Raw genomic sequence first — 20,639 nt, forward strand, 5'->3', positions numbered from 1 at the left:
GACTCACGCTTTGTGATACATCGGTGAGAACTCAAACAGGTCCTCGTTGAGCCAGCCCGCAGCGCGCAGAGCGTCGAGGGGAGCGTCATGTTCGCTAAGCGCTTTAGCCTCTGAGCTTTCCACAGCAGTAGCAATCGGCGATGGGTGGTCTTTCGCAAGGATGCTTGGAGATGGGTCTGCCGGCTTCTCACGGGATACAACGCTTCGAAGCAAGGCAAGGCGATCCTCTCGTGCCAAACCATCGAAGACCATCATTTCGCTCAGCTGATCCTCAATCGGCAGCAAATCGTCGAACTGCCGCATCCGCTTCGGATCTCGGCTACGCAGAGCTGAAAGGGCTGGCTTTAGAATCTGCATTTTTGAGTTGCTTACCTTCACCAGGATCTCAGCAGTCAAACACTCCGAGCCACTCTGGACCGCATAACGCTGACTCAATACCAGCAGCTTGACCAGGAAATCTGTGACGCCTTGAGTGTGCTCATACAGCATGTCAAAAATCTCGTCGGTCAGCTCAGCAGTCTGTTTGCACCACTGATAGCTCCAAAGATTTTCGACCAACAACCGCCACTCCTCATCATCCTTTTCGAAGCGTTTGAATTCGAGCGTACCGGCACCACAGACTCGGCGGGCAGTCCGCATGGCTTCAGAGAACAAGCTAATCGTCGAATTCGTGCCACTGAAAACGACCGGGATACCAATGTTGTTTACCAAATGCAGAAAAAAATTCAGCATGCTCTCCTTACCACCGGTTTTCGCCAGGTGGAGGTTTTGCAGCTCGTCGATCAATAAGGCGCCGATGAAAAATGTGCTGGCCACCTGCTCCATCTGTTGCAGCGCATCATTGATGTTTCGATGCCTGTAGCGCTTGTGGTAGTCCTTGTCTCCTAGAGCGTCACCCACCGCATAAAAAAACTGCTGACAAAATCCAGCCAGCGATCCATCCCGAGGGCAGTCAAGCTTCAGCCATGTGATTTGGGTATGAACAAACTGCTTTCCCTCATAGCGCTCATGACGGATTGTCTGTGGATAAAGGCTCAAAATGGCGTGGAGTGCCGTTGACTTGCCAATGCCGCTCAGGCCAACGACGGTAAACGTTTCTGCAGTGGACTTGAACGCATCGTGGTAACGCTGAGCCCCAGATAAAGAATGCAAATGCCGGACGGTAGCGGGCGACATCGGGTTACGCCCAACATACCCTCGACGAATGAGCAGTGAGAACAGGGCCTCCAATTCCAGATGTAGCAAGAACGGCTGTACCACGGTTCTTAGCCGGTCGATACAGTGAATTCGAGTGGCTCCTTCGAGAGTCAGCTCTTTCGGATCCACCGGCTGAGGAAAATTCGAGATCAGCTCAACAGCCGCCGCCTCTGACAATATCGGAGGCAAAGCTTCGATAAGCGGGTTACCCGCATACTCACTAATGTCCTGTCTGACGTAATTGGCAAACGTCTGTGCACCTTTCATTTTGCCTGTCCTGGCCGAATTCTTTTGAGCAAATCGATAACCTGCGCAGTGCGCTCGCCGGCATATGAATCATGCGCTTTCGGTGTCAATTCAGATTGAAGTGAAGCTGGCTCCGCCCTGACGCCTTCAGGAACAACCGCATTTTCACGCTCACGGAGACGTTCTTCTGCGCGGTTCTCGCGGATGTTTCCAGTGGCCTCTGCCTTGGTGGGCGGAGCAGGTTCCAGTTTTCGTTCTGCGAGTGCATGACTGATGATCTGGTGGACCTGATCGCTAAGCTGCACACGGCTTTCCAGCTCGGCTCGCCGGCGAGTAGGCGGTTTTTGGCGATAGGCTTCGAGCAGATCAAAAATCTCGTCCGAGCGGTAATTCGCGTAACCGGCATCCGATCGTCGAAGATCACAACGGATAAACTGCTTGGCCTCTCCCTGAATCCAAATGTGTGCCGCAGAGTTCGGATCGAACCAACACTCTATTGACCAAACGCCCCCTTTGCGAGCCTTGGCAAACCAATCTTTCTCTATGGCCATATCACACACGTAGTGCATGCCGCGAAACATCACTCCGCCCTTTTGAACGGTCGCGCGCTCACGGGGTAAAAGGTGGAGATAAACCAGCTCGTCGGGACGTTTGTTGGATTCCATCAGGTCGTTGTCGCAGGCCCAATTCCATATCCCGTTGGGCGTAGGTTCAACGCCGTCATTCATCATCGCTTGAGTCAGTCGGTCAGGCTGTCGATGGTGCCGGTTATAGTGGAGCACGCAATTAATGAGGATTTGGGTGAACTCTTTGAGATTCAGCGTGGCATCGAGCCGGTAATCTCGCTCGCCGCGCTCTTTGTCCCGCGCAGCCACCCCGCCAGGTAGCCATCTGATACCCGTCAAATCATTCAAAATGCCAAACCGACTTTCTACCATAGGCTTCCAATCAGGCCGATAAGGTGGAGCAGTGCCCATCTCAATTCCCAATCCTGAGGATAACCCCTCTGCTGCGAGTGACAGCATCTCTCCCCGGTCGGCGTAAATCTGGTGGGGCAGGTGGTGACAATTCCAATCATCTGCATTGATTTCAACGCCGTTCTGAGCGCAGAACTCAACTTTGGAGGTAAACGCGTTGAACAGCGCTTGTCTCGCCCCATTCCAACTAGGGCCCTCCAATCCTACATAGAGACCAGCAATCATTCCGGAGAAACTATCCACTACGATATAAACGACGGGCCGACCAATGAGCATCCGTCTAGAGTAGCTGTTGACCAAATAAATATCGGCAATCGTTGCGTCGATTTCGAACTGATGACAGGGTCCACGCAGCCAATCGCGAACGGTACCTGAAAGCGGACGGCAATCCTTTAACCACCTTCTCAACCCTTTACGGCCACGCTCGGTTGCAATCTCGTCGAAAAAAATCTGTCCCCAATATTGGAACTGCCTCAAGCTGGGGAGTTCTGAACTAGGCAACAAACGAAGCTCTTCTTCACTGTTTTTGGAGATGTCTCGAACAGAGTAGAATCGTCTCAACATTTCGTCATATGCGCTCGAAATAGAAGATTTCTTATCTCTTACATAAAGAGCATATCCAACACGGATGCATCGTTTATCAACGGCACTGAGCATCTTGGAAGGCGAAGTAAGAACGCCTTGAAATTTAGGCTTTCGCCCTGGCGGCCTGCTCGGATCATATTTTCTATCGGCAATACCTACTGCCGTATAATTGTTAAGCAATGAGTTGCGAACTTGACCATAAGACCAATAGCGGTAAAGAAGCCGATAGATGGTTTTCCGCTGGATTCCGAGCTCTGACGCCCGTTTGCTAACAAGTCGGCCTAACTCACCTCGTACAAATATTTGTCCTGGGTATTCAGGATCTAGCAGAGGGGCGATGACGGCCCACTTTTCGTCCCGGCCTTGCTTGGCTCTCTCATCCAACTGTTCCTCAAGCACAAGCATAAACTCTGGCGTGGTAATGGCTGCTGGTTTGGTGTGACCAGACGCTATCGAGCGACGCAGCTCCTCCAGACCAACCGCGTACGGCTGTCGGGGTGGGTCAGCTAGATCTATCACAACTGCTAAGTCTTGCGTTTCATCGTGGTAAAGGAGCCTGGCTATCGTAGCGATGACCGACAGATCGGTTACAGGCTCGAAGACGTCATTAACGAGAACAGTCATGACATTTTCTCCTTCAACGATACTTGGACAGGGCTCGGGGAAACTTCGAAGTCAGGGACTAGACCAGTAAGGTGGAGAGGAGTGTTAACCAAATCTATTTTCAGTATTTTGTTCCAAACCAGATGGAAGAAAATTGCTTGAGCGTCTATGTAGGAAATGGAAAGAAGGGACGCTATTTTTCTTAGACAGGTGGCCAAGGTCCACGAATATTCCCGGGAGTTTGCTAGGCACTCGATAAAATTCGAATGCAACGGGGCTTTCATTAAATCACGAGAGAGCTTCGAGTATTTTCTGATAAGTCCAAGATTTTTGATCAAATCCCGTGTCACAAATTCGTCTGTGACGATTTTCCAATCAACACCTTGGCTTTCCCAAAAGCGCTTTTCAATCTCAAGTTTTTCAAGCGTTCTTTTACTGCCGCTGCCAACTAAATCGGAACGATACTTCACCGTCCTCGCTACCGATTTGAAGTTTCCGCTCGGGTCCTTAACAGTTAACAGGAAATCTGTTGTCATCACATAAGGCAGTGTTGTTCTAGGGTATCTTGGATAACGTACATCGATCGCCGACGCTATCGCCTGCGCACGCTCTGTGGGTAGTAACGGGTATTGCTCCCGGATATCCACGACGTCTTCAGAAAATTCACACACAAGAAAGTAAGAACGCTCGAGATCTGACAGGAGGTGATGAATCCTCTCGATCCTCACACCTTGGATCTTGTGCGAACGACCAATCGACGGGACATCTTGTACCCGCAGCCAAGGCACGTAGCTTGCCCCGGCGCCTTCGCCAAATCCATTTGCAATGTGCCGTTCAATGTCCTGCTGTGATGCAAATTTACGACCTCGCAACCCACGCCTCCTCAGTCGATGCGGACCGCTTCACCTCGCGTCGAGAAAAAGTCGTAGAAGGACACGACTGCCAAAGCGGCCGTATTCAAAACATTTTCCAGACTACACCCGGTAAAAGTTGAAGCGATGAATCCAGACCAAAGGAAAAGCCTGGACAGGAAAACCCCCGTAGATACGGGGGTTTGAGCCTTGTGTCAATCTATGTTCTTAAGTGTCAAACTTTATTGTTTTGTGTCAATCCTTGTTGTTCAAAACCAAACAAACCGCCCTCCCAACCTCACATCACTCCACCGTAACCGACTTGGCCAAGTTCCGCGGCTGGTCGACATCAGTCCCTTTCAACACTGCCACATAATACGAAAGCAACTGCAGTGGGATGGTGTAGAGGATCGGCGCCAGCGCATCGGCGATGTGCGGTACGTTGATCACGTGAATGCCTTCGGCGTTGCTCATGCCGGCGTGCTCATCAGCAAACACCACCAGCTCACCGCCGCGGGCGCGGACTTCCTGCAGGTTGGACTTGAGCTTCTCCAGCAGTTCGTTGTTCGGTGCGACGGTGACCACCGGCATGTCGGCGTCTACCAGCGCCAGCGGGCCGTGCTTGAGCTCGCCCGCTGGGTAGGCTTCAGCGTGGATGTAGGAGATTTCCTTGAGCTTGAGCGCACCTTCCATGGCCACCGGGTACTGCGCGCCGCGGCCAAGGAACAGGGTGTGGTGCTTGTCTGCGAACAGCTCGGCGATCTTCTCGACTACGCCGTCCATGGCCAGTGCTTCGCCCAGGCGAGTCGGCAGGCGGCGCAGCTCTTCGACCAGCTCTGCCTCTACACCGGCTTCAAGGGTGCCGCGCACGCGGCCAAGGGCCAGGGTCAGCAGCATCAGCGAGACCAGTTGGGTGGTGAAGGCCTTGGTCGAGGCGACGCCGATTTCCGGGCCGGCCAGGGTCAGCAGGGTCAGGTCGGACTCGCGCACCAGCGAGCTGATGCCGACGTTGCAGATGGCCAGGCTACCGAGGAAGCCGAGTTCTTTGGCATTGCGCAGGGCGGCCAGGGTGTCGGCGGTTTCGCCCGACTGGGAAATCGACACGAACAGGGTGTCTGGCTGCACCACGACCTTGCGGTAGCGGAACTCGCTGGCGACTTCGACCTGGCAAGGGATGCCGGCCAGGCTTTCCAGCCAGTAACGAGCAACCATACCGGCGTGATAGCTGGTGCCGCAGGCAACGATCTGCACATTGCGCACTTTTGCGAACAGCTCGGCGGCTTGTGGGCCGAAGGCTTGCACCAGCACATGGTCACCGCCCAGGCGGCCTTCGAGGGTGCGCTGCACCACCGCTGGCTGCTCGTGGATTTCCTTGAGCATGAAGTGGCGATAAGTGCCTTTGTCGGCCGCTTCGGCGCCTTCGTGGTACTGCACGGTTTCGCGTTGCACCTGTGCGCTGGCCTGGTCCCAGATGGTGATCTGGTCACGGCGGATTTCGGCGATGTCGCCCTCCTCCAGGTACATGAAGCGGTCGGTAACCTGGCGCAGGGCCAACTGGTCGGAGGCGAGGAAGTTTTCGCCGTGGCCGAGGCCGATCACCAGCGGGCTGCCGCTGCGGGCGGCGACCAGGCGGTCCGGCTGCTTGATGCTGATCAGCGCCAGGCCGTAGGCACCATGCAGGCGTTTGACCGCAGCCTTGAGGGCGTCGGCCAGGTCTGGCGTGCTTTTCAGGGTGTGGTGAATCAGGTGGACGATGACTTCGGTGTCGGTTTGCGAGGCAAACACGTAGCCCAGGCCTTTGAGCTCTTCGCGCAGCTCTTCGTGGTTTTCGATGATGCCGTTGTGCACCACCGCCAGTTCATCGCTGGAGAAGTGCGGGTGGGCGTTCTGCTCGGTCGGTGCGCCGTGGGTTGCCCAGCGGGTGTGGGCGATGCCCAGCTTGCCTGCGAGGGGCTCGGCGGCGACGGCGGCATCCAGCTCGCTGACCTTGCCGATACGGCGGCGGCGTTGCAGCGTGCCGTCCTCAGTCAGCACAGCCAGGCCAGCGCTGTCGTAGCCACGGTACTCGAGGCGCTTGAGGCCTTCGATCAGAATGGTCGTGATATTACGTTCAGCAACGGCACCAACGATTCCACACATATTATTGCTCCTGGCTGATCGCGGCGCAGATCAGGTTAATGCCGCGGGCTTTGAATGCTTCGCGCGCCGCCATGGGCAGGCGCTCGTCTGTAATAAGGGTACTGATGCTGCTCCACGGCAGCTCCAGGTTGGGGATCTTGCGCCCGACCTTGTCCGACTCGACCATCACGATCACTTCGCGGGCAACTTCGGCCATCACGCGGCTCAAACCGAGCAGTTCGTTGAAGGTGGTGGTGCCGCGCTGCAGGTCGATGCCATCGGCGCCGATGAACAACTGGTCGAAATCGTACGAGCGTAGTACCTGCTCGGCGACCTGGCCCTGGAACGACTCCGAATGCGGGTCCCAGGTGCCGCCGGTCATCAACAGCACCGGCTCGTGTTCAAGGTCACTGATGGCGCGGGCTACGTTGAGCGAGTTGGTCATCACCACCAGGCCGGGCTGGCGACCCAGCTCGGGGATCATGGCGGCAGTGGTGCTGCCGCTGTCTATGATGATCCGGGCGTGCTCGCGAATCCGCTCCACGGCGGCGCGAGCGATAGCCTGCTTGTACAGCGATACCGGCTGCACCGCTTCGGCCAGCAGCTCCTGCGGCACCGGTACCGCGCCGCCGTAGCGACGCAGCAGCAGGCCATTGCTCTCGAGCGCGGCCAGATCCTTGCGGATGGTCACCTCGGAGGTCTCGAAACGCTTGGCCAGGTTATCCACACTCACCTCGCCTTGCTCGCTGAGCAGGGCGAGGATGTTATGACGGCGCTGGGGAGTGTTTCGTTTCGACATGACAGGTTAAGTTTCGATTCGAAAGATAAGTAGCGCAATCAAAACCTAACTCGTCATTTTCGTCAAGTGCTGTTGCACCTGTGGGTAACTCTCGAAGCGGATGTCACCGCTGAAAACCAAAAAGCCGACTTACTCACATAAGTCGGCTTTATGATTACCGGCTGTGGATAAATCAGCTCTTGGTGATTTTCACAGGCCGTTTCCAGCCGTCAATATTCCGCTGACGGCTACGCGCGACCGCCAGCTGACCGGCCTCGACATTTTGATTGATGGTCGAACCGGCCGCGGTAGTGGCGCCGTCCAGGATATCCACAGGCGCTACCAGCGAGTTGTTCGAGCCGATGAAGACGTCTGCGCCCAGCACTGTCTTGAATTTGTTGGCGCCGTCGTAGTTGCAAGTGATGGTACCTGCGCCGATATTGGTGCGCGCACCGACCTCGGCATCGCCCAGATAGGTCAGGTGACCGACTTTGGCACCCTCACCCAGGTGAGCGTTCTTCAGTTCAACAAAGTTACCCACATGGGCCTTGGCGTCCAGCACGCTGCCCGGGCGCAACCGTGCGAACGGGCCAGCATCGCTGCCCTCGCCCAGCACTGCACCTTCGATATGGCTGTTGGCCTTGACCACAGCACCTTTGCGCAAGGTGCTGTTCTTGATCACGCAGTTGGGGCCGATCTGCACGTCATCCTCGATCACTACCTTGCCTTCGAGAATCACGTTGACGTCGATCAGCACATCACGGCCGACCGTCACCTCACCGCGTACATCGAAGCGAGCCGGATCACGCAGGGTCACGCCCAGCGCCATCAGGCGGCGACCTTCGCGCAGCTGGTAATGGCGCTCGAGCTCGGACAGCTGGCGGCGGTCGTTGGCGCCCTGCACTTCCATCGCATCGTGCGGCTGCTCGGTGGCGACCACCAGACCATCAGCCACAGCCATGGCAATGACGTCGGTGAGGTAGTACTCGCCCTGGGCATTGTTGTTGGACAAACGGCTCATCCAGTCGCTCAGGCGCGCGGCCGGCATGGCGAGGATACCGGTGTTGCCCTCGGTGATCGCCTTTTGTGCCTCGCTGGCATCCTTGTGCTCAACGATCGCGGCAACCTGGCCCTGAGCATCGCGAACGATGCGGCCATAGCCGGTCGGGTCATCCAGATTGACGGTGAGCAGGCCCAGTTGCTGCGGGCTGACCTGGGCCAGCAGGCGCTGCAGGGTTTCCACTTCAATCAGCGGCACATCACCGTACAGCACCAGCACGGTGTCGGCGGTCAGCGCCGGGATGGCCTGAGCGACGGCGTGGCCGGTGCCCAGTTGCTTGTCTTGCAGGACGAAGTTGAGGTCATCTGCTGCCAGGCGTTCACGAACCAGCTCGGCACCGTGGCCGATGACCACATGAACGCCTTGCGGCTTGAGCTGGCGCGCGCTGTGGATAACATGGCCGAGCATGGAATTGCCGGCAACCGGGTGCAGCACTTTAGGCAGTGCCGAACGCATGCGGGTGCCCTGGCCTGCGGCGAGAATAACGATATCGAGTGACATTGACTGGCTACCAATCCAAGGCGGTCAGCGCTGTGACCGAAGAGAAATTTCGGAAAAAGAAAAAGGGTAGCCGAGGCTACCCTTTTACTCAATCGCAACGGAAGCGTCGGCCTGGGCCGATTACTTCCCTTTGCGCATCTGCTGGACGGTACGCAGCTGAGCTGCGGCCTCGGCCAGACGCGCGGCAGCAGCGCCGTAGTCGAAATCAGCGCTTTTGCTGTTCAGGGCGTTCTCGGCAGCCTTGAGGGCTGCTTGGGCCTGAGCTTCGTCCAGGTCGCCAGCACGTTGCACGGTATCGGCAAGCACCTTGACCATGTTCGGCTGGACCTCGAGGAAACCACCAGAGATGTAAAACACCTCTTGGGTGCCACCCTGCTTGGTCAGCGTGATCGGGCCTGGCTTGAGATTGGTGATCAGCGGCGCGTGGCCCGGAGCGATACCAAGATCGCCCAGGTTACCGTGCGCAACTACCATCTCGACCAGACCGGAGAAAATCTCTCCTTCTGCGCTGACGATATCGCAATGGACTGTCATAGCCATCTGCTTGCCTCAACCTGATTGGCGCCCCTTGCGGGGCACCGGGATTACAGTTTCTTGGCTTTCTCAACAGCTTCTTCGATGCTGCCGACCATGTAGAACGCTTGTTCTGGCAGGTGGTCGTAGTCACCTTTGAGGATGCCGCTGAAGCCTGCGATGGTGTCTTTCAGGGAAACGTATTTGCCTGGAGAACCGGTGAAGACTTCGGCCACGAAGAACGGCTGGGACAAGAAGCGCTGGATCTTACGAGCGCGGGATACCAGTTGCTTGTCTGTTTCGGACAGTTCGTCCATACCCAGAATCGCAATGATGTCCTTCAGCTCTTTGTAGCGCTGCAGCACGTACTGAACGCCGCGAGCGGTATCGTAGTGCTCGTTGCCGATCACGTTCGGGTCCAGCTGGCGCGAAGTCGAGTCGAGTGGATCGACCGCTGGGTAGATACCCAGGGAGGCGATGTCACGGGACAGAACGACGGTGGCGTCCAAGTGGGCGAAGGTGGTCGCTGGCGACGGGTCGGTCAAGTCGTCCGCAGGCACGTATACGGCCTGGATCGAGGTGATCGAACCTTCCTTGGTCGAAGTGATGCGCTCTTGCAGCACGCCCATCTCTTCAGCCAGGGTCGGCTGGTAACCTACTGCAGAAGGCATACGGCCCAGCAGTGCGGATACTTCAGTACCGGCCAAGGTGTAACGATAGATGTTGTCGACGAACAGCAGAACGTCGTTACCTTCGTCACGGAACTTCTCGGCCATGGTCAGGCCGGTCAGCGCTACGCGCAGACGGTTGCCTGGTGGCTCGTTCATCTGACCGTAGACCAAGGCTACTTTGTCGAGAACGTTGGAGTCCTTCATCTCGTGGTAGAAGTCGTTACCCTCACGAGTACGCTCACCCACACCGGCGAACACGGAATAACCGCTGTGCTCGATGGCGATGTTACGGATCAGTTCCATCATGTTTACGGTCTTGCCGACACCGGCACCACCGAACAGACCAACCTTACCACCCTTGGCGAACGGGCAAACCAGGTCGATAACCTTGATGCCGGTTTCGAGCAGGTCGTTGCCGCCTGCCTGGTCAGCGAAGGAAGGTGCGTCGCGGTGAATACCCCAACGCTCTTCTTCGCCGATCGGGCCAGCTTCGTCGATCGGGTTGCCGAGCACGTCCATGATCCGGCCCAGAGTCGCTTTACCGACCGGGACAGAGATGGCAGCGCCGCTGTCGACTACAGCCAGACCGCGCTTCAAGCCTTCGGTCGAGCCCATCGCAATAGTACGAACCACGCCGTCGCCCAGCTGCTGCTGAACTTCCAGGGTGGTTTCCGCGCCTTGAACTTTCAGCGCGTTGTAAACACTCGGTACGCCGTCACGTGGGAATTCCACGTCGATGACGGCGCCGATGATCTGAACGATACGTCCGCTACTCATAGCTGGATCCTCTGAATTTTTGAACCGTTAAACCGCGGCAGCGCCGCCGACGATTTCCGAGATCTCCTGGGTGATCGCAGCCTGACGCGCCTTGTTGTAGATCAGCTGGAGGTCGCTGATCAGGTCACCGGCGTTGTCTGTGGCGTTTTTCATGGCGATCATCCGGGCAGCCTGTTCGGCCGCGTTGTTCTCGACCACCGCCTGGTAGACCTGCGACTCCACGTAACGCACCATCAAGCCGTCCAGCAGCTCTTTGGCATCGGGTTCGTAGAGGTAGTCCCAGTGGTGCTTGAGTTCTTGATCCGGGGTTGCCACCAACGGTACCAACTGCTCGACCGTCGGACTTTGCGTCATGGTATTGATGAACTTGTTCGATACCACCGAAAGGCGGTCGATACGGCCATCCAGGTAGGCGTCCAGCATGACCTTGACGGAACCGATCAGATCATTGATCGACGGTTCTTCGCCCAGATGGCTGATTGCAGCTACCACGTTGCCGCCAAAGATGCGGAAGAAAGTCGCACCCTTGCTACCGATCACGCACAGGTCGATTTCAACACCCTGTTCGCGATTGGCGTTCATGTCCTTGACCAGGGCCTTGAACAGGTTGGTATTCAAGCCACCGCACAGACCACGGTCACTGCTCACCACGATATAACCGACGCGCTTTACAGCACGCTCGATCATGAACGGGTGGCGGTATTCCGGGTTGGCGTTGGCCAGATGACCGATCACCTGGCGGATACGCTCCGCATAGGGACGGCTAGCAGCCATGCGCATTTGAGCCCTGCGCATTTTGCTGACCGCCACTTTTTCCATGGCGCTGGTAATCTTTTGCGTGCTTTTGATGCTCGCAATCTTACTGCGAATCTCTTTTGCGCCTGCCATGTATCACCTATCAGGTTAGCAAGCGGGGGCCGAAGCCCCCGCCGCGGCTTACCAGGTTTGGGTGGCCTTGAACTTCTCGATACCGGCTTTGATGCCCGAATCGATTTCGTCGTTGAAGTCACCCTTCACGTTGATCTTGGCCATCAAATCGGCGTGATCACGGTTGAAGTAGGCGATCAGCGCTTGTTCGAAGCTGCCAACCTTGGCGATTTCAACGTCGGTCAGGAACCCACGCTCAGCGGCATACAGCGACAGCGCCATGTCCGCGATGGACATTGGAGCGTATTGCTTCTGCTTCATCAGCTCGGTTACACGTTGACCGTGCTCGAGCTGCTTGCGGGTGGCTTCGTCCAGGTCAGATGCAAACTGGGCGAATGCCGCCAGTTCACGGTACTGAGCCAGGGCGGTACGGATGCCACCGGAGAGCTTCTTGATGATCTTGGTCTGAGCGGCACCACCTACGCGGGATACCGAAACACCGGCGTTCACTGCTGGGCGGATGCCCGAGTTGAACATGGCCGATTCCAGGAAGATCTGACCGTCGGTGATCGAGATCACGTTGGTCGGAACGAACGCGGAAACGTCGCCAGCCTGGGTTTCGATGATCGGCAGCGCGGTCAGGGAGCCGGTTTTGCCGGTCACTGCGCCGTTGGTGAACTTCTCTACGTACTCTTCGGAAACGCGCGATGCACGCTCCAGCAGACGGGAGTGGAGATAGAACACGTCGCCTGGGTATGCTTCGCGACCTGGTGGACGGCGCAGCAACAGGGAGATCTGACGGTAGGCAACAGCCTGCTTGGACAGGTCATCGTAGACGATCAGTGCGTCTTCGCCGCGGTCACGGAAGAACTCGCCCATGGTGCAGCCGGCGTAAGGTGCCAGGAACTGCAGTGCGGCGGATTCCGAAGCACTGGCAACCACCACGATGGTGTTGGCCAGGGCGCCGTTTTCTTCCAGCTTGCGAACGATGTTGGCAACGGTCGAACGCTTCTGGCCGACAGCAACATAAACACAGAAAATACCGGAGTCTTTCTGGTTGATGATGGCGTCGATGGCCATTGCGGTTTTACCGATCTGACGGTCACCGATGATCAGCTCACGCTGGCCACGGCCGACAGGGATCATGGCGTCGACGGATTTGTAGCCAGTCTGTACAGGCTGGTCTACCGACTTACGCCAGATTACGCCCGGAGCAACTTTCTCGACCGCATCGGTCTCGGTGTTGCCCAGCGGGCCCTTGCCATCAATTGGGTTGCCCAGTGCGTCGACAACGCGACCCAGCAGTTCCTTACCAACCGGAACTTCGAGGATGCGGCCGGTGCACTTGGCGCTCATGCCTTCGGCGAGGGTGTCATAGGCACCCAGGACCACTGCACCTACGGAGTCTTGCTCCAGGTTCAGGGCCATGCCGTACACGCCACCCGGAAACTCGATCATTTCGCCGTACATAACGTCGGCCAGACCGTGAATCCGCACGATACCGTCAGAAACGCTGACGACGGTACCTTCGTTGCGGGCTTGAGAGGCTACATCGAGGTTATCGATGCGGCCCTTGATGATTTCACTTATTTCGGAAGGATTGAGTTGCTGCATTGCTCTGCTGCCCCTTCAAACTCAAGATTTCAATGCTTCGGCCAGTTTCGCGATTTTGCCGCGAACAGAGCCATCGATTACCAGGTCGCCGGCGCGGATGAGGACGCCGCCGATCAGGCTGGCATCCTCCGACGCGTGCAGGCGAACTTCCTGGCCGAGCCGTGCACTGAGAACCTTGGCGAGTTTGTCTTGCTGTTCTTGGTTCAACGCAAAAGCACTGGTGACTTCCACGTCCACGGATTTTTCCAGTTCGGCCTTGTACAGCTCGAACAGGTCGGCAATTTCCGGCAGGAGCAGGAGACGGCCATTTTCCGCGGCAACATGAATGAAATTCTGTGCCTGTGCATCAAACTTGTCACCGCACACGTCAATGAACGTGGCGGCCTTTTGTGCGCTCGTCAGTCGCGGGGCCTTGAGCAGGCGCTGCATGGTGTCGTCTTGCGACACAGCAGCAGCCAGGCCGAGCATGGCTGACCAATTGGCCAGTTGCTGATGGGCCTGGGCATGCTCAAAGGCAGCCTTAGCGTAAGGTCGGGCCAACGTGGTCAGTTCTGCCATGATCGCCCTCGCTTAAATTTCAGCGGCCAGTTTGTTAACCAGCTCCGCATGCGCGTTTTGATCGATTGTGGCCCCAAGGATCTTCTCAGCACCGCCAACAGCCAGGGCACCCACTTGGGCACGCAGGGCGTCTTTGACGCTGTTCAGTTCCTGTTCGATCTCGGCCTGAGCCTGAGCCTTCACACGGTCAGCTTCGACGCGGGCCTGGTCACGGGCTTCCTCGACAAGCTGAGCAGCGCGTTTCTTGGCCTGCTCAATGATTTCAGCTGCCTGTGCTTTAGCTTCACGCAGTTGCTGACCCGCTTTCTCTTGGGCCAGCTCCAGGTCGCGAGCTGCGCGGTTGGCAGCGTCCAAACCATCGGCAATCTTCTTTTGACGTTCTTGCAGAGCAGCGATGACCGGAGGCCAAACGTACTTCATGCAGAAAACAACAAAAATCAAGAAGGCAACGGATTGGCCAATCAGGGTTGCATTAATGTTCACGCCAACACCTCGCTCGGTCTTTGTTCATCACCAGCCATCAACTCGTAGGACGAGATGATTAGCCAGCGAGTTGACCAACGAACGGGTTTGCGAAGGTGAAGAACAGAGCAATACCAACACCGATCATGGTTACGGCGTCGAGCAGACCGGCAACGATGAACATTTTGACCTGCAGCATTGGAACCATCTCAGGCTGACGAGCAGCACCTTCGAGGAACTTGCCGCCCAGCAGGCCGAAACCAATGGCGGTGCCCAGTGCGCCCAGACCGATCAGCAGAGCAACAGCAATAGCGGTAAGACCAACTACAGTTTCCATCTTTCCTCCCGACTTTTACGTCGTATTGGTTAGGTTTTTTAGTTTGAAGCGGTAAAACGAATCGTTTGGTACAGCTGCCCTTGCGGACTTTTTCAGCCCTCCCCCCAGCCAGGCGGGGAAGGCTATCAGACACGCCAGGCGGTCTTAATGGTTATCTTCGTGCGCCATCGACAGGTAGACGATGGTCAGCATCATGAAGATGAATGCTTGCAGGGTGATGATCAGGATGTGGAACACAGCCCACGCCCATTGCAGCACCACGCCCAGGCCGCTGAGCCAGAGCAGGCCGCTGCCGAACATCACCGCGATCAGGATGAACACCAGCTCGCCGGCATACATGTTGCCGAACAGTCGCAGGGCCAGCGAGATCGGCTTGGCGATCAGGGTAACGAATTCCAGCAGGAAGTTGACCGGGATCAGCAGCGCCTGAACGAAGACGTTCTTGCTGCCGAACGGGTGCAGGGTCAGTTCGCCGATGAAGCCGCCGATGCCCTTGACCTTGATGCTGTAGAAGATGATCAGCGCGAACACGCTCAGGGCCATGCCCAGTGTAGCGTTAGGGTCGGTAGTCGACACAGCGCGGAACGGGATGTGCGGGTCGCCCGAGATCAGGATCGCCAGTTGCGGGATCCAGTCGACCGGTACCAGGTCGATGGCGTTCATCAGGAACACCCAGACGAAGATGGTCAGCGCCAGCGGTGCAATCACCGGGCTACGACCGTGGAACGAGTCCTTCACGCTGCCGTGAACGAAATCGACCATCACTTCGACGAAGTTCTGCAGACCGCCAGGTTGGCCGGAAGTGGCCTTCTTGGCTGCCATGCGGAAGATGAACAGGAAGATCAGACCCAGCGCAACCGACCAGCCCAGGGTGTCCAGGTGGAATGCCCAGAAACCCATAGCCTTGGCTTCTGCAGCCGAATGGGCCAAGCCCCAGCTGCCGTCTGGTAGTTGACCGTAGGTCAGGTTCTGCAAGTGGTGCTGGATATAGCCCGAAGCGGTTTCTGCTGCCATGGTTGCCTCAAACGCCCTTAGGTCTCGAAAGTCTTTTATTCATTAGCAGGGGCGCGAACCAGCTGACCAGTTGGGTCAGCATGAAGACGCCGAAGACTGCTAACGGCGCCAATGGCTTCACTCCTGCGAAGGTCAGTGCAAACAGCACTGCCGTCAAAATCAATTTGCCTGCCTCGCCTGCGTAGAACGACTTGACGATGGCCTGCGCTGCCCGGGCTCCGCTAAAGCGAAAAGCCTTCCAGGCAAAATACACATTGGGCAACCAGGCAATCAGCCCTCCACAGAGGCCTGAATATCCACTGACTGCACCCTTCCACTGCCACAACACCAAAGTTGCCAGCAGGACAACGACACATTGCGTCAGCAGCACCGGGAAAACCGCCCAGCGATGGAAAGGCAAGCGGTTTGGCGTGCGGGTTTCCATCACCACTACTCCTCGAATGTCGACCCTCAAGTCAGCATCGACTTGGCATAATTTGTGCCGACAAAATGCGCGCAGAGTATAGGGGTGGTTTAACCCCTATTCAACTCTTGGGTAGTGATTTCCGACTACGCGCTACAACAGGAATTGTTTCAGCGGATGTGAGCGAGCACGCCCTGCAACTCATCTAGCGAGTTATAACGGATTACCAGCTGGCCTTTGCCCTTGTTGCCATGGCGAATTTGCACTGCAGAGCCCAGCCGCTCTGCCAGACGCTGTTCGAGGCGCGCGATGTCCGGATCAGATTTGTTCGGTTCTACCGGATCAGGTTTACCGCTCAACCACTGGCGCACAAGTGCCTCGGTTTGGCGCACGGTCAGGCCACGTGCGACAACATGACGCGCCCCCTCTTCCTGCCGATTCTCTTCCAGACCGAGCAAAGCACGCGCATGGCCCATCTCCAGATCACCATGGGCAAGCATGGTCTTGATCGCCTCCGGCAACGAGATCAGCCGCAGCAGGTTGGCCACGGTCACCCGCGACTTGCCGACCGCATCGGCGACCTGCTGCTGAGTCAGTTCAAACTCCTGCTGCAGGCGTTGCAACGCGATCGCCTCTTCCAGCGGGTTGAGGTCTTCACGCTGGATGTTCTCGATCAGCGCCATGGCAATGGCGGTCTCATCGGGCACATCCCGCACCATCGCCGGGATGGTGTCGAGGCCAGCCAGCTGAGTCGCCCGCCAGCGGCGTTCACCGGCAATGATCTCGAAGCGGTCATCAGCGATCGGACGAACCACGATCGGCTGCATCACGCCCTGGATACGGATCGAGGCGGCCAGCTCTTCCAGCGCCTCCGGGTCCATATCACGGCGTGGCTGGTACTTGCCACGCTGGATCAGCTCGACCGGCAGGTGTTGCAGTTCTTTCTGGTCGATCTTGACAGCCTGCTCCTCGAGCGAGCTGACGGAAGGACCACTGAGCAGTGCATCCAACCCACGTCCGAGACCTCGTTTCTTAACGGCCATGCGGATTCCTTAAGTTGTTTGTGCAGTGCGTGATGGCCGGCGTTGGCGGCGGACCAGTTCGCCGGCCAGGGCCAGATAGGCCTGCGCGCCACGCGATTGCTTGTCGTAGGCCAGCGCCGGCATGCCGAAGCTTGGCGCTTCGGCCAGGCGAATGTTGCGCGGGATCACGGTGTCGTAGAGCTGCTCGCCGAAGTGCTGCTTGAGCTGCGCCGAGACGTCGTTGTTCAGGCTCAGGCGCGGATCGAACATGGTCCGCAGCAGGCCTTCGATCCTCAGCTGCGGGTTCAGCTTGGCGGCGATGCGCTTGATGTTATCCACAAGGTCGCTGAGACCTTCCAGTGCGTAGTACTCGCACTGCATCGGGATGATCACGCCATCGGAGGCTACCAGCGCATTGAGCGTCAGCATCGACAACGACGGCGGGCAGTCGATCAGGATGAAATCGTAGTTGTCGCGGATCGGCGCCAGCGCATTGAGCAGGCGGCTCTCCTTGACCTGCATTTCCAGCAGGACGACTTCCGCGGCGGTCAGGTCGCGGTTGGCCGGCAGCAGCTGATAGCCACCGTGCTCGGAGTAGTGCATCGCCTGGGCCAGGTCGCATTCGCCGATCAGCAGGTCATAGACCGAATGCTCGAGCTCATGCTTGTCGACCCCGCTACCCATTGTCGCGTTGCCCTGCGGATCGAGGTCGATCAGCAGCACACGACGCTTGGTCGCAGCCAGCGATGCGGCGAGATTGATGCAGGTGGTGGTTTTACCCACACCACCCTTCTGGTTCGCGATTGCGAATACCTTAGCCATTGTTGCGTGTGTTCCCAGTCATGCCTTGCGGCGCAGTATCAGCAGATGACGCTGGCCCTGACAACCCGGAACGGTCAGGGCCTGCTCGCTTTCGACTGTGAAGTCTGCGGGCAATGCTACCAGTTCGTCGGCAGGATGCAGCCCTTTCATTGCAAGCCAGTGCGTCTGCGTGTCACCGAGGTGGCGGGTCCAGCCGGTGAAGTTCTCCATGCTGCTGAATGCTCGGGAGATGATCCCGGCAAACGGCTGCGCCGGTTGGTACTCCTCGACCCGGCTGTGGATAACCTGCAGGTTGTCGAGCTTGAGCTCCAGCTTCACCTGGGTCAGGAAGCGGGTTTTCTTGCCGTTGCTGTCGAGCAGGGTCACTTGCTTGTGCGGATGCAGAATCGCCAGCGGGATACCGGGCATGCCACCACCGCTGCCAACATCGAGCCAGCTCTGCGCGTCGCTGTGGATAAACGGCATCACGCTGAGGCTGTCGAGCAAATGCCGCGAAACCATTTCATCAGGATCGCGCACTGCGGTGAGGTTGTAGGCCTTGTTCCATTTTATCAACAGGGCCAGATAACCCAGCAACTGCTGGTGCTGCTGCTCGCTCAGGGCGACGCCAAGCTGGCGCGCGCCTGTGGACAACTCTTCTGCGTGCTGCGGGGTGACCGAAGAACTCAAGCGCTTTGCTCCAATTCGCGGCCAGCGCCGCGTTTTTTCAGGTGGATCAACAACAGCGAAATCGCCGCCGGCGTGACGCCGGGGATGCGCGAAGCCTGGCCGAGCGTCTCTGGACGGGTCTGGCCAAGCTTGCTCTGGATCTCTTTGGACAGCCCGGAAATCGTCGTGTAGTCGATATCCACAGGCAGCTGGGTGTCCTCACTGGCGCGCAGGCGGGCGATTTCTTCCTGCTGACGATCGATGTAGCCGGCGTACTTGGTCTTGATTTCGACCTGCTCGGCAACCTGTGCATCGAGGATCTCGCCCCCGGTCGCCTCGATCAGGCCGACATAGTCGATCTCTGGGCGGGCCAGCAGGTTGAGCAAGCTGTACTCGTGACTGAGCGGTGTGCCGAACTTATCCACAATGGCTTGCCCTTGCGGAGTATTTGGGCGAACCCAGGTCGACTTCAGGCGCTGTTCTTCACGCTCGATGCCTTCGCGCTTGGTGCAGAACGCGGCCCAACGTTGGTCGTCGATCAAGCCGAGCTCACGGCCCTTCTCGGTCAGGCGCAGGTCGGCGTTGTCTTCACGCAGGATCAGGCGGTATTCCGCCCGCGAGGTGAACATGCGGTACGGCTCCTGGGTGCCGAGGGTGATCAGGTCATCGACCAGCACCCCGAGGTAGGCATCGTCGCGGCGCGGGCACCAGCTGTCGCGACCCTGTGCACGCAGCGCAGCGTTGGTCCCGGCGAGCAAACCTTGGGCACCGGCTTCTTCGTAACCGGTAGTGCCGTTGATCTGACCGGCGAAGAACAAGCCGCCGATGACCTTGGTCTCGAGGCTGTATTTGAGATCACGCGGGTCGAAGTAGTCGTACTCGATGGCATAGCCCGGGCGCACGATGTGGGCGTTTTCCATACCGCGGATCGAGCGCACCAGCTCCAGTTGCACGTCGAACGGCAACGAAGTGGAAATGCCGTTGGGGTACAGCTCGTGGGTAGTCAGGCCTTCCGGCTCGATGAATACCTGGTGGCTGTCCTTGTCGGCAAAGCGGTGGATCTTGTCTTCGATCGACGGGCAATAACGCGGGCCGACGCCTTCGATCACGCCCGAATACATCGGCGAGCGATCCAGGTTCGAGGCAATGATCTCGTGGGTGCGGGCGTTGGTATGGGTAATCCAGCAGCTGACCTGACGCGGATGCATCTGCGCGTTGCCCATGAACGACATCACCGGAGTCGGCGTATCCCCCGCCTGCTCGGTCATTACCGAGAAATCTACCGAACGGCCGTCGATGCGGGGCGGTGTACCGGTTTTCAGGCGGCCGACACGCAGCGGCAGTTCACGCATGCGTTGGGCCAGGGCATTGGCAGGCGGATCACCGGCGCGACCACCGCTGTAGTTTTGCATGCCGATGTGGATAAGCCCGCCGAGGAAGGTGCCACTGGTCAACACCACCGAGTCTGCGAAAAAGCGCAGGCCCATTTGCGTGACCACACCCTTGACCTGGTCCTGCTCGACGATCAGATCGTCACAGGACTGCTGGAATATCCACAGGTTGGGCTGGTTCTCGAGAATCTCGCGCACCACTGCCTTGTAGATGGCGCGGTCGGCCTGAGCACGGGTTGCCCGTACGGCCGGGCCTTTGCGGTTGTTCAGGACACGGAACTGGATACCACTTTTGTCGGTGGCCAGCGCCATGGCGCCGCCGAGCGCATCGATCTCTTTGACCAGATGGCTCTTGCCGATGCCACCGATGGCTGGGTTGCAGCTCATGTGACCGAGGGTTTCCACGTTGTGGGTCAGCAACAGGGTTTTCACACCCATGCGTGCAGACGCAAGCGCAGCCTCGGTACCGGCATGGCCGCCGCCGATGACGATCACTTCAAAACGGGAAGGGAAATCCACCACGCACCTCGTGCCTGTTTCGCGAATAGAAAAATTAAGCGGACAAGTATGCGACTTCCTGCCTTCTAAAGAAACCGTCTGCGCAAATTTTGACCAGCCTGTGGA

General features: G+C 57.7%; 19 protein-coding genes. All 19 read right to left on the minus strand.

The features are described from left to right. Nucleotides 1-3: 3 nt before the first annotated feature. The 19 genes from ACQZ2L_RS02975 to mnmG all read right to left on the minus strand — a co-directional run bounded on the left by ACQZ2L_RS02975 (nucleotide 4) and on the right by mnmG (nucleotide 20,534). Nucleotides 4-1,464 (minus strand): ATP-binding protein, encoded by a 1,461-nt coding sequence (locus ACQZ2L_RS02975; protein ID WP_039593188.1) that lies wholly within the window; start codon nucleotides 1,462-1,464, stop codon nucleotides 4-6. Next, nucleotides 1,461-3,629, minus strand: coding sequence for a Mu transposase C-terminal domain-containing protein (locus tag ACQZ2L_RS02980; protein ID WP_039593187.1), 2,169 nt, complete (start codon nucleotides 3,627-3,629; stop codon nucleotides 1,461-1,463). The genes ACQZ2L_RS02975 and ACQZ2L_RS02980 overlap by 4 nt, the downstream gene beginning before the upstream one ends. Next, the gene (locus tag ACQZ2L_RS02985; protein ID WP_039593186.1) at nucleotides 3,626-4,480 is read right to left on the minus strand and encodes a TnsA endonuclease N-terminal domain-containing protein; all 855 of its coding nucleotides are present in this window, start codon (nucleotides 4,478-4,480) and stop codon (nucleotides 3,626-3,628) included. Before ACQZ2L_RS02985 ends, ACQZ2L_RS02980 begins: the two co-directional genes overlap by 4 nt. A gap of 282 nt (nucleotides 4,481-4,762) precedes the next feature. Further along, nucleotides 4,763-6,598: a glutamine--fructose-6-phosphate transaminase (isomerizing) gene (glmS, locus tag ACQZ2L_RS02990; RefSeq protein ID WP_430324634.1), complete on the minus strand. Its 1,836-nt coding sequence runs from the start codon at nucleotides 6,596-6,598 to the stop codon at nucleotides 4,763-4,765. A 1-nt stretch (nucleotide 6,599) separates the two neighbouring features. Continuing rightward, nucleotides 6,600-7,376: a DeoR/GlpR family DNA-binding transcription regulator gene (locus ACQZ2L_RS02995; protein ID WP_101322801.1), complete on the minus strand. Its 777-nt coding sequence runs from the start codon at nucleotides 7,374-7,376 to the stop codon at nucleotides 6,600-6,602. Nucleotides 7,377-7,548: 172 nt separating this feature from the next. After that, on the minus strand, nucleotides 7,549-8,916 hold the full coding sequence (gene glmU / locus ACQZ2L_RS03000) for a bifunctional UDP-N-acetylglucosamine diphosphorylase/glucosamine-1-phosphate N-acetyltransferase GlmU (RefSeq protein ID WP_430324635.1): 1,368 nt from the start codon (nucleotides 8,914-8,916) through the stop codon (nucleotides 7,549-7,551). A 120-nt stretch (nucleotides 8,917-9,036) separates the two neighbouring features. Next, on the minus strand, nucleotides 9,037-9,456 hold the full coding sequence (locus tag ACQZ2L_RS03005) for a F0F1 ATP synthase subunit epsilon (protein ID WP_101322799.1): 420 nt from the start codon (nucleotides 9,454-9,456) through the stop codon (nucleotides 9,037-9,039). 44 nt (nucleotides 9,457-9,500) lie between these two features. After that, the gene (atpD, locus tag ACQZ2L_RS03010) at nucleotides 9,501-10,877 is read right to left on the minus strand and encodes a F0F1 ATP synthase subunit beta (protein WP_101322798.1); all 1,377 of its coding nucleotides are present in this window, start codon (nucleotides 10,875-10,877) and stop codon (nucleotides 9,501-9,503) included. Nucleotides 10,878-10,904: 27 nt separating this feature from the next. Further along, on the minus strand, nucleotides 10,905-11,765 hold the full coding sequence (gene atpG, locus ACQZ2L_RS03015) for a F0F1 ATP synthase subunit gamma (RefSeq protein ID WP_101322797.1): 861 nt from the start codon (nucleotides 11,763-11,765) through the stop codon (nucleotides 10,905-10,907). A 48-nt stretch (nucleotides 11,766-11,813) separates the two neighbouring features. Beyond that, entirely contained in the window at nucleotides 11,814-13,358 is a 1,545-nt protein-coding gene (gene atpA / locus ACQZ2L_RS03020) for a F0F1 ATP synthase subunit alpha (protein WP_101322796.1), read from the minus strand. Nucleotides 13,359-13,379: 21 nt separating this feature from the next. Further along, nucleotides 13,380-13,916, minus strand: coding sequence for a F0F1 ATP synthase subunit delta (locus ACQZ2L_RS03025; RefSeq protein WP_101322795.1), 537 nt, complete (start codon nucleotides 13,914-13,916; stop codon nucleotides 13,380-13,382). Nucleotides 13,917-13,928: 12 nt separating this feature from the next. Further along, entirely contained in the window at nucleotides 13,929-14,399 is a 471-nt protein-coding gene (locus ACQZ2L_RS03030; RefSeq protein WP_101322794.1) for a F0F1 ATP synthase subunit B, read from the minus strand. A gap of 58 nt (nucleotides 14,400-14,457) precedes the next feature. After that, on the minus strand, nucleotides 14,458-14,715 hold the full coding sequence (atpE, locus tag ACQZ2L_RS03035; protein WP_002555987.1) for a F0F1 ATP synthase subunit C: 258 nt from the start codon (nucleotides 14,713-14,715) through the stop codon (nucleotides 14,458-14,460). Nucleotides 14,716-14,859: 144 nt separating this feature from the next. After that, entirely contained in the window at nucleotides 14,860-15,729 is an 870-nt protein-coding gene (atpB, locus tag ACQZ2L_RS03040; RefSeq protein ID WP_101322793.1) for a F0F1 ATP synthase subunit A, read from the minus strand. 7 nt (nucleotides 15,730-15,736) lie between these two features. Beyond that, nucleotides 15,737-16,153, minus strand: a complete 417-nt coding sequence (locus ACQZ2L_RS03045; protein WP_101322792.1) for a F0F1 ATP synthase subunit I — start codon at nucleotides 16,151-16,153, stop codon at nucleotides 15,737-15,739. Between the two features lie 149 nt (nucleotides 16,154-16,302). Beyond that, a complete protein-coding gene (locus tag ACQZ2L_RS03050; protein WP_430324637.1) occupies nucleotides 16,303-17,175 on the minus strand; it encodes a ParB/RepB/Spo0J family partition protein in 873 nt (290 codons plus the stop codon). A gap of 9 nt (nucleotides 17,176-17,184) precedes the next feature. After that, nucleotides 17,185-17,976, minus strand: coding sequence for a ParA family protein (locus tag ACQZ2L_RS03055; protein ID WP_103435494.1), 792 nt, complete (start codon nucleotides 17,974-17,976; stop codon nucleotides 17,185-17,187). Between the two features lie 18 nt (nucleotides 17,977-17,994). Next, on the minus strand, nucleotides 17,995-18,645 hold the full coding sequence (gene rsmG, locus ACQZ2L_RS03060; RefSeq protein ID WP_150572356.1) for a 16S rRNA (guanine(527)-N(7))-methyltransferase RsmG: 651 nt from the start codon (nucleotides 18,643-18,645) through the stop codon (nucleotides 17,995-17,997). Beyond that, nucleotides 18,642-20,534 (minus strand): tRNA uridine-5-carboxymethylaminomethyl(34) synthesis enzyme MnmG, encoded by a 1,893-nt coding sequence (gene mnmG, locus ACQZ2L_RS03065; RefSeq protein WP_430324638.1) that lies wholly within the window; start codon nucleotides 20,532-20,534, stop codon nucleotides 18,642-18,644. Before mnmG ends, rsmG begins: the two co-directional genes overlap by 4 nt. Nucleotides 20,535-20,639: the final 105 nt, after the last annotated feature.

Source organism: Pseudomonas shirazensis (assembly GCF_050496565.1).
In the GTDB taxonomy this organism is placed as follows: Bacteria; Pseudomonadota; Gammaproteobacteria; order Pseudomonadales; family Pseudomonadaceae; genus Aquipseudomonas; species Aquipseudomonas shirazensis_A.

Bases quoted from the DNA above. Each gene is read 5' to 3' on its own strand.
- ACQZ2L_RS02975 (WP_039593188.1), bottom strand. From the start codon at position 1,464: ATGAAAGGTGCACAGACGTTTGCCAATTACGTCAGACAGGACATTAGT.
- atpG (WP_101322797.1), bottom strand. From the start codon at position 11,765: ATGGCAGGCGCAAAAGAGATTCGCAGTAAGATTGCGAGCATCAAAAGC.
- glmS (WP_430324634.1), bottom strand. From the start codon at position 6,598: ATGTGTGGAATCGTTGGTGCCGTTGCTGAACGTAATATCACGACCATT.
- ACQZ2L_RS03025 (WP_101322795.1), bottom strand. From the start codon at position 13,916: ATGGCAGAACTGACCACGTTGGCCCGACCTTACGCTAAGGCTGCCTTT.
- ACQZ2L_RS03055 (WP_103435494.1), bottom strand. From the start codon at position 17,976: ATGGCTAAGGTATTCGCAATCGCGAACCAGAAGGGTGGTGTGGGTAAA.
- ACQZ2L_RS03005 (WP_101322799.1), bottom strand. From the start codon at position 9,456: ATGGCTATGACAGTCCATTGCGATATCGTCAGCGCAGAAGGAGAGATT.
- ACQZ2L_RS03050 (WP_430324637.1), bottom strand. From the start codon at position 17,175: ATGGCCGTTAAGAAACGAGGTCTCGGACGTGGGTTGGATGCACTGCTC.
- ACQZ2L_RS02980 (WP_039593187.1), bottom strand. From the start codon at position 3,629: ATGACTGTTCTCGTTAATGACGTCTTCGAGCCTGTAACCGATCTGTCG.
- atpB (WP_101322793.1), bottom strand. From the start codon at position 15,729: ATGGCAGCAGAAACCGCTTCGGGCTATATCCAGCACCACTTGCAGAAC.
- glmU (WP_430324635.1), bottom strand. From the start codon at position 8,916: ATGTCACTCGATATCGTTATTCTCGCCGCAGGCCAGGGCACCCGCATG.
- atpD (WP_101322798.1), bottom strand. From the start codon at position 10,877: ATGAGTAGCGGACGTATCGTTCAGATCATCGGCGCCGTCATCGACGTG.
- atpA (WP_101322796.1), bottom strand. From the start codon at position 13,358: ATGCAGCAACTCAATCCTTCCGAAATAAGTGAAATCATCAAGGGCCGC.
- atpE (WP_002555987.1), bottom strand. From the start codon at position 14,715: ATGGAAACTGTAGTTGGTCTTACCGCTATTGCTGTTGCTCTGCTGATC.
- ACQZ2L_RS02995 (WP_101322801.1), bottom strand. From the start codon at position 7,376: ATGTCGAAACGAAACACTCCCCAGCGCCGTCATAACATCCTCGCCCTG.
- ACQZ2L_RS03045 (WP_101322792.1), bottom strand. From the start codon at position 16,153: ATGGAAACCCGCACGCCAAACCGCTTGCCTTTCCATCGCTGGGCGGTT.